This is a genomic window from Variovorax sp. 01T432 (assembly GCF_056398605.1).
This window is the reverse complement of record NZ_JBFTPS010000007.1, coordinates 1-12,871: the sequence shown is the minus strand read 5'-3', so window position 1 is coordinate 12,871 and position 12,871 is coordinate 1. Positions and strand designations below refer to the sequence as shown.

Sequence of the window (12,871 nt, the reverse complement as noted above, 5' to 3'; positions counted from 1 at the left end):
CGGGTTCAACGGGCACGCGCGAGGCGCGGATCGAGTAGGTCCCGCAGGCCGTCGCCGAGCAGGTTGAGGCCGAGCACGGCGAGCGCGATCGCCATGCCGGGGAACACCGCGAGCAGGGGCGCCTGGAACATGATGGTCTGCGCTTCGCTGAGCATCCGGCCCCAGGAGGGCTGGGGTGGCTGCGTTCCGAGGCCCAGGTAGGAGAGGGCGGCTTCCGCGAGGATCGCGACCGCGAAGCGGATCGTGATCTGCACGATCAGCACCGCCGAGATATTGGGCAGCACATGCTGCATGGTGATGGCGAAAGCCCCCTTGCCGCAGGCGCGCGCGGCCGCCACGTACTCGCGCGACCAGATCGCGTTGGCCGAGGCGCGCGTGATGCGCGCAAAGGTCGGGATGTTGTAGATGCCGATCGCGACGATCGCGTTGACGATGCCGGCGCCGAAGACCGCCGTCATCATGATGGCCGACAGGATCGCGGGAAAGGCCATCGAGAAATCCGTGAAACGCATGATCGCCTCCTCGATCCAGCCGCGCCGCGCTGCCGCGAGCAGGCCGAGCGCGGTGCCGGCGGTCAGGCCGATGCCGACGGCGATCACGCCGACCAGGATCGAAGCGCGCGCGCCGACCAGCAACAGGGAAGCGACGTCGCGCCCGAAGGTGTCGGTGCCCAGCCAGTGCGAAGCGCTGGGAGCCTGCAGCTTGTTCGCCATGTCCATTTCGTAGGGTGACCAGGGTGTCCAGACCAGCGAGACGGCGGCTGCCAGGAGCAGCAGCAGCGTCAGCACGGCTCCGATGGCGAAACTGCGATGGTGCAACGCACGGCGCCAGAAGCCAGGCACCGTGAAGGCGGCTGCGCTGGGTACTGCGGGGATTGCGCTCATATGTCCGAGGCCTTGATGCGCGGGTCGATGACGGCATAGAGCACGTCGACCACGAAGTTGACGATGACCACCATCGCGGCCAGGAGCATCACGCAATTGCGCACCACGATCAGGTCTCGGTTGCTGATGGCCTGGAAGATGAGCCGGCCGAGGCCCGGCAGGTAGAACACGTTCTCGACCACAATGGTGCCGGCCAGCAGTTCGGAGAACTGCATGCCCATCACGGTGATGACGGGAATAAGCGCGTTGCGCAGTACATGGCTCCAGAGCACGGCGCGCTGCGACACGCCCTTGGCGCGCGCGGTGCGCACGAAATCCTCGCGCATCACCTCCAGCACGGCCGAGCGCGTGATGCGCGCCAGGATCGCGGCCTGCACGACCGCCAGCGACAGGGCAGGCAGGAGCAGTGCCTTGAGCCCGGCGAAGACCCCTTCGCCCCAGCCCTCGAATCCTCCGGCCGAGAACCACTGCAGCTGCACGGAGAAGACGAGGATCAGGAGGATCGCGAACCAGAAGTTGGGGATCGCGATGCCTACCTGCGTCAGGCCCATCAGGCCGACGTCGCCGAGCTTGTTGTGGCGGGCAGCGGCGGTCACGCCCACCGCGAGCGCGAGCACGGTGGTGAACGTCATCGCCAGCAGCGCCAGCGGCACAGTGAGCGCAAGGCGCTCGAGGATGAGGTCGAGCACCGGTGAGCTGTAGGCGTAGCTATCGCCCAGGTTGCCGGTCAGGAGGCCGCCGATCCAGTGCCAGTAGCGGGCCCAGGCCGGTTGGTCGAGTCCGAGCTTGGCGGCCAGCGCGGCCACGGCGTCGGGTGCTGCGTCGGGCCCCAGTAGCATCTGCGCGGCATTGCCGGGCAAGATCTCGAGCACGAGGAACACGATGATGGAGGCGCCGATCAGGGTGGCGACCAGCGTTGCAAAACGCTTGAATAGAAACAGACTCATAGGGCGGGGCGCAGCATAACCCGACAGACGCAACGACCATGCCTAGCGTTTGCCCCCACACGCGGCGCTTGTGTGTCGGCCGGCCGATAATGCCACCCATGGCCCTCATGATCACGGACGAATGCATCAACTGCGACGTGTGCGAGCCCGAGTGCCCGAATGACGCGATCTACATGGGTGTGGAGATCTACGAGATCGACCCTCACAAGTGCACCGAATGCGTGGGCCACTTCGACGAGCCGCAGTGCGTGCAGGTGTGTCCTGTTGCCTGCATCCCCACGAATCCCGCACATGTCGAGACGCGGGAGACCTTGTGGCAGAAGTTCGAGCGACTCACGGCAGCGAAGGCGTCGAAGACCGGGAGCATGCCCGGTGGAGAGGGCGGCCCGCCGGCCACTGCGCCGGCCCCCTAGCTTCTTGCGGCGCGCTTGCTGCTGGTTCGGACCGCTTTCTTCGGCGTTGACGCCGGGCTGTGCGCGCTGAATTCCTCGGGCCTCTTCGACCCCTTCTTCTTTTTCAGGGCGCTGCCTGACCCGGATGACGAACCCACCGGGCGCGGCTTGTTGTCGATCAACGTCGCGTGCCGTTGCCCCAAAGTGGACTCCAGGCGCATGCGATCGCGCTCCATCCGGTCCGCGCTCGCCTGGGCTTCTCGTGTTGTATTGTCGGCTTCATGCTTCTGCGTGGCGTGGCGTGGCGTGGCGGGCATCGTCGACGCTCAGGACCTTTCCGCCCTTGCAGGGTTGGTCGGTGTACGTGTTGCCGCAGCGCCATGTGCCGGGAGCGGACTCGACCGCAACCGCGGCCGGCTGGACATAGGCTGCCGCCAGAACGATGGCGGCCCGCCGGGCGATGGATGAACGTGATAGCTGCATTGTTTTCTAGCTCCCCTTCTTCTCTCCGCTAACCCGCGGCGGGTGCGCCCCCCTCGCCCGGCTCTCGCCGCGTTGGCTTGGGGCGCGGCGGCTTGCTCGTATGAATGAGCATGGTCGCCTTTTCCATTTCACCGGCCACCAGCGCAGGCACGGCGTGCAGGGTGCGCACGATCGCATCCTCGATCGCCTCGCGCTGCTCCTTGAGAGGCTTCTTCAGCACCCAGCTGACCACTTCCGACTTCACTCCCGGATGGCCGATGCCCAGACGCAGGCGCCAGTAGTCGGGGGTGCCGAGCTGCGCATGGATGTCGCGCAGGCCGTTGTGGCCGGCATGGCTGCCGCCCAATTTCAACTTGGCTTGTCCTGGCACCACGTCGAGCTCGTCGTGCACCACCAGGATCTCGCCCGGGTCGATCTTGAAAAAGCGCGCGAGCGCCGCTACAGATTTGCCGGACAGGTTCATGAAGGTCTGAGGCTCGAGCAGCCAGACGGGATGCCCGTTGACATGCGTGCGGGCGACCAGGCCGTGGTAGCTGCGTTCCGGCACGAGGTTGAGCTTCAGGTCCCGCGCAAGCGCGTCGATCCACCAGAAGCCCGCGTTGTGCCGCGTGGCTTCATACTCCGGGCCCGGGTTACCCAGGCCGACGAACAACTTGATCATGGGGCGGGATTATCCGTGGCCTCTGAAAAGAAAAACGGCCCGCACAAGGCGGGCCGTTTGCGGACTGGAGGCGACGAATTACTTCTTCGCAGCCGGTGCCTTGGCGGCAGGGGTCTTGGCGGCGGGTGCGCCCTTGCCGGCAGCCTTGCCAGCGGCGGGGGCGGCAGCAGCTTCAGCCGCAGCAGCGCCTTCGGCGCCCGCAACGGGCTCTTCGGCCACCAGCGGCGGCACAGCCGACACCAGTACCGGGTTGAGCTTGCCGTGGCTCACGAATTTCACGCCCTTCGGCAGCTTGATGTCATTGACGTGCACCGTGGCGTTCTTCGTCAGGCCGGAAAGGTCGACCTCGATGAACTCGGGCAGATCGCCAGGCAGGCAGCTGATCTGGATTTCCGTCATGACGTGGTTGACGAGGTTGTGGTCCAGCTTGACGGCCGTGGACTCTTCTTCACCCTTGTAGTGCAGCGGCACCTTCATGGTCATGCGGGTGCGGGCATCCACACGCTGGAAGTCGATGTGCTGCACCAATTGGCGGAACGGGTGGTATTGCACGTCGCGCAAAAGCACCTTGCTGGTTGTGCCGGCAAGATCCATTTCGAGGATCGACGAGTGGAAGGCTTCCTTCTTGAGGGCATGCCAAAGCGCGTTGTGATCGAGCTCGATCAGCTGGGGCTTGCCTTCACCACCGTAGACGATACCGGGCGTCTTGCCCGAGATGCGGAGACGGCGGCTCGCACCCGTACCCTGCTTTGCGCGCTCAAAGGCGACGAATTTCATAACTGGCTCCTGTGGAAGTCGACCGCGACCAGTGCGACTCCGGTTTCAACATGGACTCTCTGGAGAAAGCCCGGCTTTTTGCTCGGAACAGGCTCGTCGAGCCCGAAGGGTCATTGAACCCCGAAGAGCTCTTGTCGAAATCTCTTAGAAGAGATTCTCCTGATCCGAGAACAAACTCATGACCGACTCACCCTTGGCGATGCGCTGGATCGTCTCGGCGATCAGCGGGGCCACGGAGAGCTGGCGAATCTTGGTGCAACCCGTGGCGCCGTCTGTGAGGGGGATCGTATTGGTCACGACCACCTCGTCGAGCGCGGATCCTTGGGCGATCCGCTCGATCGCGGGGCCCGAGAAGATCGGATGGGTGCAATAGGCATAGACCTTCTTGGCGCCGCGTTCCTTGAGGACTTCGGCCGCTTTGACCAGCGTGCCGGCCGTGTCGATCATGTCGTCCATGATCACGCAGTTGCGGCCGTCGATCTCGCCGATCACGTGCATGACCTCGCTCACATTGGCGCGCGGGCGTCGCTTGTCGATGATCGCGAGGTCGCAATTCAGTTGCTTGGCCAGGGCGCGGGCACGGACCACGCCACCCACGTCTGGCGAGACCACGATCAAGTCTTCGTAATTCTTCTGGCGCAGATCGCCCAGAAGAACCGGAGATGCGTAGATGTTGTCGACCGGAATGTCGAAGAAGCCTTGGATCTGGTCGGCATGCAGGTCCATGGTCAGCACGCGCGCGACGCCCACGGTTTCAAGCAGATTGGCCACGACCTTGGCCGAGATGGGCACCCGGCTGGAGCGCGGGCGGCGGTCCTGGCGCGCGTACCCAAAGTAAGGGATCACGGCACTGATGCGCTCGGCGGACGCACGCTTGAGCGCGTCGACCATGATGAGCAGTTCCATCAGGTTCTCGTTGGTCGGCGCGCAGGTCGACTGGACGACAAACACGTCGCGCGCCCGGACGTTCTGGTTGATCTCGACTGTGACTTCGCCATCCGAGAAGCGGCCGACGCGGGCGGCACCCAGCGATGTCCCCAGGTGTTGCGCGATTTCCGCAGCAAGGCCGGGATTGGCATTGCCGGTGAAAACCATGAAATCAGGGTGGTGAGCCTGCATGAGCGTCCCGGCAAAATGCATCCGGCAATGCGAAATGGCTCTTTGAGGAGCCGCCAAAAATCTCGTGAATAAAGATTTGGCAGGGGAGAAAGGATTCGAACCTTTGCATGCTGGAATCAAAATCCAGTGCCTTAACCAGCTTGGCGACTCCCCTACACGGGTCGGCGGCTCATGCCTCCAACCGATATACGTCGCATCAGATCGCAGAGCAATCTGACAATCTAGGCCGCCCAGCCCACGAGGGGATGAATGGCCAAGTTGCTGCACTTGCGAACCTGCCAACCCCGAGGTGCCTTGGCGAGTTCCGCTTCGTGCGGCATCACTGCGAATACCGAACTTCCCGAGCCGGTCATGCGAGCCTTGAGTCCTTGATGACCGAGCCATTCAATGGCATCGGTGACCGCGGGGCAGAGCCGTTGCGCAACCGGCTGCAGGTCGTTATGACCGAAGTCAAAGTTGAAGTCATCGACCTCAACTTCGCTATGTGCAGCAAAGCCCGAGATTATAGCAGCGGGCGTGGCGCGCTGGAGGTCGGGTGCTGCAAAAATGAGACGAGTATCGAGTCCGTCGGGCGGTTTGACCACCGCGAAGCGCGCGGGCGGCAGGGTGACAGGGGTGATCTTTTCCCCGATGCCTTCGACCCAGGCGTTTCGCCCGCGCAGGAAGAACGGCACGTCCGCGCCCAGTTGGAGTCCGATCTGCTCGAGTCTTGCCAGCGGCAAGTTCAGATCCCATAGGCGATTGAGCGCCAGGAGGCAGGTCGCCGCGTCCGAGGAGCCGCCACCCATGCCCGCCTGGACGGGTACCTGTTTGGCGATCCCGATGTGTGCGCCCATGGGCGTTTGCGCCACAGCCTGCAGCGCCTTGGCGGCGCGCAGCACAAGATCGTCGGGCGGCAGCTCGGTCGTCAAGTCTTCGCGGGTGATCGCTCCATCGCCGCGGCGCTCCACGTGCAGCGTATCGCACCAGTCGATGAGCATGAACACAGATTGCAGCAGGTGGTAGCCGTCCACACGCCGGCCGTTGATATGAAGAAAGAGATTGAGCTTGGCCGGTGCGGGAAGATCGTAGATCGCCTTCATGCGCGTTCAAACACGATGCGCAGGTCGGCGCGGGGCTGGGGTGATTCGCGCGTGGCCTGCAGCCGCCCGGTGCTCACTTGGGTCAGGTTCGGACGCCATCCGGGCACGTGTTCGTCTCTACCCGCCAGCCACGCAAAAAGAGCGCCTACGGGAATGGCCGCGCCTGTTGCCGCCTCGGCCAACGCTTCGACCGAGTCGAAGCGTCTGGTCTCGCCTCCGTTCCTGAGTAGCGCCGTGCCAGGCGCCCAATGGAGCTGCGCCAGCGTGTTGCCGAGCGGACTGGTCAGCGTTAGATCGCCCGCCTGAGGATTTCCGCGCAGATCGAACAGCGCGGAGAAGGTCTGCACCGGGTCGCTATCCACTCGCAGCGACAAGCGGCCACTCCAGAGATCGAAGTTGCCCGTGCCTGTCTGGGAGCTCGGAGCCGTCGGCGTCGCACAACCTGATGCCAGAACGAGGGCGATCCCCCCAAGAAGCATCGCCGCACTGCGGCGGGACACTTCCGCGTTTGATGTTCCCCAAGACTGGTTTGTCAAAGTTTGACCCGCAGACGCTTGAGCGTTTCCTGCAACGTCTCGTTGTCAGCATCGGCCAGGGATGCTTCCTTCCAGACGGAAAGCGCGCGGTCGCGCTGGCCCTGGGCCCACAGAACCTCGCCCAGATGGGCGCCGATTTCGGGGTCCGGTCGGCGCTTGTAGGCGTCCTCCAGAATCCGCTTCGCTTCATCCAGATTGCCGAGCCGAAACTCGACCCAACCCAGGCTGTCGGCAATGAATGGGTCTTCGGGCGCCAGTTGCACCGCCTTCTGAATCAGGGTGCGGGCCTCGTCCAGCCGGATCTTCCGGTCGGCGAAGGAGTAGCCGAGTGCGTTGTATGCGTTCTGGTTGTCGGGCTTGAGCTCGATCAGGCGGCGTAGAAGGCGCTCCATTTCGTCCAGGCGGTTGAGCTTCTCGGCGACCATCGCCTGGTCGTAGATCAGGTCGGTGTCGGATGGCGTTGCTGCGCTGGCCTGCGCCAACATGTCATAAGCGGGTTGGTACTGCTTCGCATCGCGCAGCAACTGAACCTCGGCCAGAAACTTCTGCTTCTTTTCCTCTTCGTTGCGTTCCGGCAGGGCGCGGACGAGCTCCCGGGCTTGCGGCAGCTTGCCCTGGCGCGCGAGTAGTGCTGCTCTGCGTGTCTGTGCGGCGACCAAGTCCTCGGTGTTGTCGATGCGGGATAGCCATGTATCGGCCCCCACGAAATCCTTGCGGCGTTCGGCCAGTTGGGAGAGCAACAGGTAGGCTTGCGTGGGCCCGCGATTGCCGCCGTCGGCGTCCTTTTCTGCGCCGGCGAGCAAGAGATAGCGCTTCAGCGAGGCCTCGGCTGCCGCGTCCTGACGTGCCTGCGATTGCAGGCTGCCCAGCAACAGCCAGGGTTCGGGCAACTCGGGACGAGCCGCCGTGAGGGCAGCGAGTTCCGCGCTTGCATCCGCGTAGCGGTGCCCCTCGACCAGCACCCGCGCATAGGCAATGCGAAATTCCGGCTGGGCCTTGGAGCCGGCGAGGTAGCGTTTCACGATAGGCTCGGCCAGGGGCTGGCTGGGATCGATCAACTCCAACGCGAGGATGGCGGGGCCGTCGGCCGACGGGTCTGCTTCCTGGCCCTTGAGTGCCGCATCGAGCGCCCCCGAGGTGTCGCCCGCCGCCAGCCGCAGGCGGCCGACCGTGGTCCAGGCCGGGGCGCTGGTCGCGGGGTTCTTCAGATCCTCCGCAAGCGCTTGTTCAACGACCGATGCTGCGAGCTTCTTGTCGGTCGCCCTGGCATAGGTGCGCGCGATCGTCGCCATCAGGAGCGGGCGTTCAACCGGCGGCGTGGCGGCGACCTCCGCTCGCAGCGGCTCGGCCGTCTCGCCAATGCGGTTGAGCGCGATCAGGATCTGGAGTTCGAACCGCCTCGCTTCGCGCGACTGCGGCAATGTGTCCTTCCAGGCACGGGCCGCAGCCAACGCGGCATCGCCGGAACGCGATTGCAGCGCAATTTCGATCGCGCGCTGGAAGAGCGCGTCATCACGGGTCCGGCGTGCCGCATCGAGGACCAGTGCATAGCCGGCCCCCGGGTCTCCGGATCGAGCGGTCAGTTCGCCCATCAGCACCTCGTAGAACAGCTCCGCCGTCATGGCGGAAGCTCGTGGAGCAGGGGCTTGCTCGGCGTTCGGAGCAGCGGCCGGAGGGCTTGTCTCCGTCGGCGGCGCGGACTCGATGATGGGGGCCGGGCTGGTGGGCGCGGCCGCTGGTGGGTCAGTCTGGGCCTGCGCGGCGAGTGCGATTAGGGCCAGGAACGCGGCCGCCGCAAGGCGGGTTCGGCGGGGCGGAAAGGTCATCGGACCATAATAATCCAAGGCTTTCGAACGACTGCGTCGTGGGGCTTCAATGCCGACTCTCTTCATGTCCGTCTTCTTTCATGCCAGAACTACCCGAAGTTGAAGTGACCCGCCTCGGCTTCGCCGATCGCATTGCCGGCGCGCGCATTGACGCAGTCCGCGTAGGCAAGCCGCTGCGCTGGGCGTTGGCGGTTGAGCCCGCCGAGTTGATCGGGCGAATGGTGAGGGCCGTGCGTCGGCGTGGAAAGTACCTGCTTGTCGACCTGGATGCCGGCTTGCTGTTGGTGCACCTGGGAATGTCGGGCAGCTTGCGCTTCAGTTCCGCATTGCCTTCGCCTGGCACGCACGATCACTTCGATTTGGTCACGAGCCGTGGCACGCTTCGTCTCAACGACCCTCGGCGCTTCGGCGCCGTGGTCTATGCCGAGAGCGAGGACGCTCCGTTGGCTGTCAAGCTTCTGGGGGGGCTCGGCATGGAGCCGCTGGGCGACGCCTTCGATCTCGATGAATTTCATGCGGGACTGCGGCGCCGACGCGCCCCAATCAAGCAGGTGTTGCTCGCAGGCGACGTCGTTGTGGGGGTTGGCAATATCTACGCTTCCGAAGCGCTCTTTCTTGCCGGCATCCGGCCCACGCTGGCGGCCTACCGCATCAGCCGTCCGCGCGCCGGACGCTTGCGCGCTGCGGTCCGCGACATCCTGGCTCGGGCGGTCGAGCGCGGCGGAAGCACGCTGCGCGACTTCTCGAATATCGATGGGCAAAGCGGGTATTTCCAGTTGGAGGCGACGGTCTATGGTCGCGCCGGGGAACCATGCAGGGTGTGCGCGACACCCATACGACAGCTGCGTCAGGGCCAACGTTCCACATATTTCTGCCCGAACTGCCAAAAGTGCTGAAAGGCCGAAATCAGATGACGTCGCGATGCCAGCCCAATGCTATATTTTGTAAATCATCCTTACATTCCCCTTGACGCGCTCCTTTAATCAGCAATTCGACCAGCACGGCGCTTGGCGGCGCAACTTCGCGCATCGCCTGAAGTGGCTTTCGCGCTGGCTGAATGAAAACGAACTGTTGAATCAGGCCGTGGGAGAGCGGCTGCGCGATCTTGAATCGCAGATGCGGACGAGCAAGGTGATGGTCGCTTTCGTCGCAGAGTTCTCGCGCGGCAAGTCCGAGCTGATCAATGCGATCTTTTTTGCCGGCTACGGCCGTCGGATCATGCCGGCGAGTGCCGGGCGTACGACCATGTGCCCGACTGAACTGGGGTATGACGCCGCATTCCCGCCCAGCCTGCGGCTGCTGCCGATCGAAACGCGGCTGGAGCCGCATTCGCTTGCGCACTGGCGCGACGAGCCGGACCGTTGGACCGAACACACGATCGACGTCGAGAACGCCGAGCAATTGGCCCAGGTGATGGGCAAGGTGGCCGAAGTCCGCTGGGTTTCTCTGGACGAAGCCCGCTCGCTCGGGTTCTGGAGCGACGACACGCCCGATGACAACCCCGTGCCTGATGCCGAAGGGCGCGTGGAGATTCCCCGCTGGCGGCATGCGTTGCTGAACATGCCTCACCCGCTTCTTGAGCAGGGGCTCGTGATCCTGGATACCCCCGGGTTGAACGCGATCGGCGCGGAGCCTGAATTGACCGTGAGCCTCATCCCGCAGGCTCACGCGGTCGTGTTTATTCTGGGGGCCGATACGGGCGTGACCCGTTCCGACCTCGCCATCTGGCGCGAGCATCTGATCACGGAAAGCGACGCTGGCGATACCCGGATCGTGGTGCTCAACAAGATCGACACCATGTGGGACATCCTGAGCACGCCCGCGCAGATCGACTTGCAGATCCAGCGCCAGCGCAAGGGTGCGGCGGAACTCCTGGGGGTTCCGCTGGCGCAAGTACTACCGGTGTCTGCCCAAAAGGGCCTGCAGGCCAAGATCCGTCGTGACGCGCCGCTCTTGCAGGCGAGCAAGCTCCCTGCCTTGGAGGCCGTATTGGGCGAGGGCTTGCTCGGCAAGCGCGAGAAGATGCTGCGCCTTGCAGTGGACTCGGGCATTGCTTCATTGCGCGTCGAGGCGGCGCGCATCCTCAGTGTGCGTCAGCGCGACCTGTCGGAACAAGCGCTGGAGCTCCAGGGTTTGCGGGGCAAGAACGGCTCGGTGATCCGCCACATGCGCGCTCGCATCGAGCAGGAGCAGGCGGAGTTCGAGGGTAGCAACACCCGCATTCTTGCCTTGCGCTCGGTGCAGGGCAAGCTGCTGCGCGAGGTGTATGCGGTGCTTGGGAGCACCGCTCTCAAGGCGGACATGGGTCGGCTGTCTGCGGCGCTGAAGCGTCGGGGCATCAAGTTCAACGTGCGCAAGGTTTATGCCGAAACCTTCGATTCGCTGCGCAACAACCTGCACGAGGTGCAAGCGACCACTGCCGAGATCCAGTCGATGCTGCACGCGACTTTTCGGCAACTCAACGCCGAACATGGATTTACGCTGCAGGCGCCCGCGGAACCCGATCTGCTGGGCTTCGAGCAGCAGTTGAGCCAGATCGAACGCAGCCACATTCATTATCTCGGCGTCGGCAACATGCTTAAGCTCGCGCAGCCCGATTTCTGCGACAAGCTCGTGCGCGCGCTTGCGAGTCGGCTGCGCGTTGTGAATGAAGCCGCCATGACCGAGGTGGAGCGCTGGAGCAAGGGCGCCGGCGCCCAACTCGACGCCCAGCTCAAGGAGCGCCGACGCAACTTCACGAAGCGGATCGAGGCGGTCGAGCGCATCCAGAGCGCGACGGGAAACCTTGACGAGCGGCTTGCCGAGCTTGCCGCCCAGGAGAGCGGCCTCGCGGAGCTGCATCGTCGGCTGGGCGAACTCACCATGCTGCTTGCGAGCAACGAAGCGCCCAACGCCCCGGCGCCGCGCACAGAACTCAGTGCCGTCTAAAGAGCTGCGGTCGGCAGCGAGGGAACTCGCGCCGACCTTCGCAGAGCGCGTTGTCGGCTGGCAACGCAGTCATGGCCGCAGCGAATTGCCTTGGCAGAACACGCAGGACCCGTATCGCGTCTGGCTGTCCGAGGTGATGCTCCAGCAGACCCAGGTGTCGACCGTGCTGGCCTATTTCGCTCGCTTCCTGGATCGGTTTCCTTCCGTGCAGGCGCTCGCGGCAGGTACCGAGGACGAAGTATTCGGGCTGTGGAGTGGACTGGGCTATTACAGCCGGGCGCGCAACATGCACCGTTGCGCGCAGGAGGTGGTGGCGCGATTTGACGGCGCCTTTCCGTGTACGGCTGCCGAACTCGAGACCTTGCCGGGCATCGGCCGCTCCACAGCCGCTGCCATCGCGGCCTTCTGCTTTGGCGAACGGGTCGCGATCCTCGACGGCAACGTCAAGCGGGTGCTCACGCGGGCGTTGGGCTTCGAGGGCGATTTGTCGTCGACACGGCAGGAACGAGTGCTTTGGAGTGAGGCGACGGCTCTGTTGCCATCGACAACGCAGCGAGGCGCCATTGCAGGCTATACGCAAGGCCTGATGGATCTGGGCGCCACGGTGTGCCTTCCACGAAAGCCCAGTTGCATGATCTGTCCGCTCAATGACGTGTGTGCGGCGATGCGCGAGGGAGCCCCGGAGAAGTACCCCGTCAAGACACGCAAGCTGCGCCGTAGCGCCCAGTCGCTCTGGCTTCTGCAAGCGCGCGATCCACAAGGCCGGGTATGGCTTGGCAAGCGGCCACCGCGAGGGATCTGGGCCGGCCTCTACTGCCTGCCGATCTTCGAAAGCCGGGCTCTGCTTCTGCACACATTGACGCCAGAGGACCGCCTGAGGGCACGCGATGACGCAGCCTTCGTGCATGTCTTGACGCACAAGGACCTTCACCTGCATCCGGTTTCCCTTGTCTGCGACATGACGCGAGTTCTCTCCGAGTCCGGCGGTTGGTACGCGGCCGCTGAATGGTCTGCGCTGGGCCTGCCTGCTCCCGTGCGCAAGCTGCTGGCGGCGGGCGGCTAGACTGAAGTTCCACGCCCCTTCATATCAGACGAGATTCCCTTGTGATTCAAGCACTTGCCTGAATTTGCGGGGCTGGTTTCTGTCTACGGCGTGATGGCCTGCGCGAGCGCGAGGGCGCGCTGATGCAGAGGCTGCGCGGTGGTGACGATGTCGAAGGTCGGCGCATCGGGCGC

Annotated in this window: 13 protein-coding genes and 1 tRNA gene; 4 read left to right on the top strand and 10 right to left on the bottom strand. The window is 64.4% G+C overall.

Annotation, left to right across the window (positions count from 1 at the left end; genetic code table 11):
• Positions 1-5: 5 nt before the first annotated feature.
• Both AC1DNF_RS07785 and AC1DNF_RS07780 read right to left on the bottom strand, forming a co-directional pair.
• On the bottom strand, positions 6-884 hold the full coding sequence (locus AC1DNF_RS07785) for an ABC transporter permease (protein WP_478147997.1): 879 nt from the start codon (positions 882-884) through the stop codon (positions 6-8).
• Complete coding sequence (locus tag AC1DNF_RS07780) at positions 881-1,831, bottom strand: ABC transporter permease (RefSeq protein WP_478147996.1); 951 nt, start codon at positions 1,829-1,831, stop codon at positions 881-883. The genes AC1DNF_RS07785 and AC1DNF_RS07780 overlap by 4 nt, the downstream gene beginning before the upstream one ends.
• Positions 1,832-1,929: 98 nt before the next feature.
• On the opposite strand from AC1DNF_RS07780, the gene AC1DNF_RS07775 reads away from it, so the two are divergent.
• Complete coding sequence (locus tag AC1DNF_RS07775; protein ID WP_478147995.1) at positions 1,930-2,244, top strand: YfhL family 4Fe-4S dicluster ferredoxin; 315 nt, start codon at positions 1,930-1,932, stop codon at positions 2,242-2,244.
• Here AC1DNF_RS07775 and AC1DNF_RS07770 read toward each other — a convergent pair.
• The 8 genes from AC1DNF_RS07770 to AC1DNF_RS07735 form a co-directional block, all read right to left on the bottom strand.
• Entirely contained in the window at positions 2,241-2,540 is a 300-nt protein-coding gene (locus tag AC1DNF_RS07770; protein WP_478147994.1) for a hypothetical protein, read from the bottom strand. The two genes, AC1DNF_RS07775 and AC1DNF_RS07770, sit on opposite strands and share 4 nt — an antisense overlap.
• A 194-nt stretch (positions 2,541-2,734) precedes the next feature.
• Positions 2,735-3,367, bottom strand: coding sequence for an aminoacyl-tRNA hydrolase (gene pth / locus AC1DNF_RS07765; protein ID WP_478147993.1), 633 nt, complete (start codon positions 3,365-3,367; stop codon positions 2,735-2,737).
• Between the two features lie 78 nt (positions 3,368-3,445).
• Complete coding sequence (locus AC1DNF_RS07760; RefSeq protein WP_478147992.1) at positions 3,446-4,144, bottom strand: 50S ribosomal protein L25/general stress protein Ctc; 699 nt, start codon at positions 4,142-4,144, stop codon at positions 3,446-3,448.
• A 144-nt stretch (positions 4,145-4,288) separates the two neighbouring features.
• Positions 4,289-5,263, bottom strand: coding sequence for a ribose-phosphate pyrophosphokinase (locus AC1DNF_RS07755; RefSeq protein ID WP_478147991.1), 975 nt, complete (start codon positions 5,261-5,263; stop codon positions 4,289-4,291).
• A gap of 77 nt (positions 5,264-5,340) precedes the next feature.
• Positions 5,341-5,417, bottom strand: a tRNA-Gln gene (locus AC1DNF_RS07750).
• Positions 5,418-5,484: 67 nt separating this feature from the next.
• Entirely contained in the window at positions 5,485-6,345 is an 861-nt protein-coding gene (gene ispE, locus AC1DNF_RS07745) for a 4-(cytidine 5'-diphospho)-2-C-methyl-D-erythritol kinase (RefSeq protein ID WP_478147990.1), read from the bottom strand.
• On the bottom strand, positions 6,342-6,719 hold the full coding sequence (locus AC1DNF_RS07740) for a lipoprotein insertase outer membrane protein LolB (RefSeq protein WP_478147989.1): 378 nt from the start codon (positions 6,717-6,719) through the stop codon (positions 6,342-6,344). Before AC1DNF_RS07740 ends, ispE begins: the two co-directional genes overlap by 4 nt.
• A 158-nt stretch (positions 6,720-6,877) precedes the next feature.
• A complete protein-coding gene (locus tag AC1DNF_RS07735) occupies positions 6,878-8,707 on the bottom strand; it encodes a tetratricopeptide repeat protein (RefSeq protein WP_478147988.1) in 1,830 nt (609 codons plus the stop codon).
• A gap of 80 nt (positions 8,708-8,787) precedes the next feature.
• Here AC1DNF_RS07735 and mutM point away from each other — a divergent pair, with 80 nt between their 5' ends.
• The 3 genes from mutM (at position 8,788) to mutY (ending at position 12,698) form a co-directional block, all read left to right on the top strand.
• The gene (gene mutM / locus AC1DNF_RS07730) at positions 8,788-9,603 is read left to right on the top strand and encodes a bifunctional DNA-formamidopyrimidine glycosylase/DNA-(apurinic or apyrimidinic site) lyase (RefSeq protein ID WP_478147987.1); all 816 of its coding nucleotides are present in this window, start codon (positions 8,788-8,790) and stop codon (positions 9,601-9,603) included.
• Between the two features lie 70 nt (positions 9,604-9,673).
• On the top strand, positions 9,674-11,635 hold the full coding sequence (locus AC1DNF_RS07725; protein ID WP_478147986.1) for a dynamin family protein: 1,962 nt from the start codon (positions 9,674-9,676) through the stop codon (positions 11,633-11,635).
• Positions 11,636-11,639: 4 nt separating this feature from the next.
• Entirely contained in the window at positions 11,640-12,698 is a 1,059-nt protein-coding gene (mutY, locus tag AC1DNF_RS07720) for an A/G-specific adenine glycosylase (RefSeq protein WP_478148150.1), read from the top strand.
• Positions 12,699-12,871: the final 173 nt, after the last annotated feature.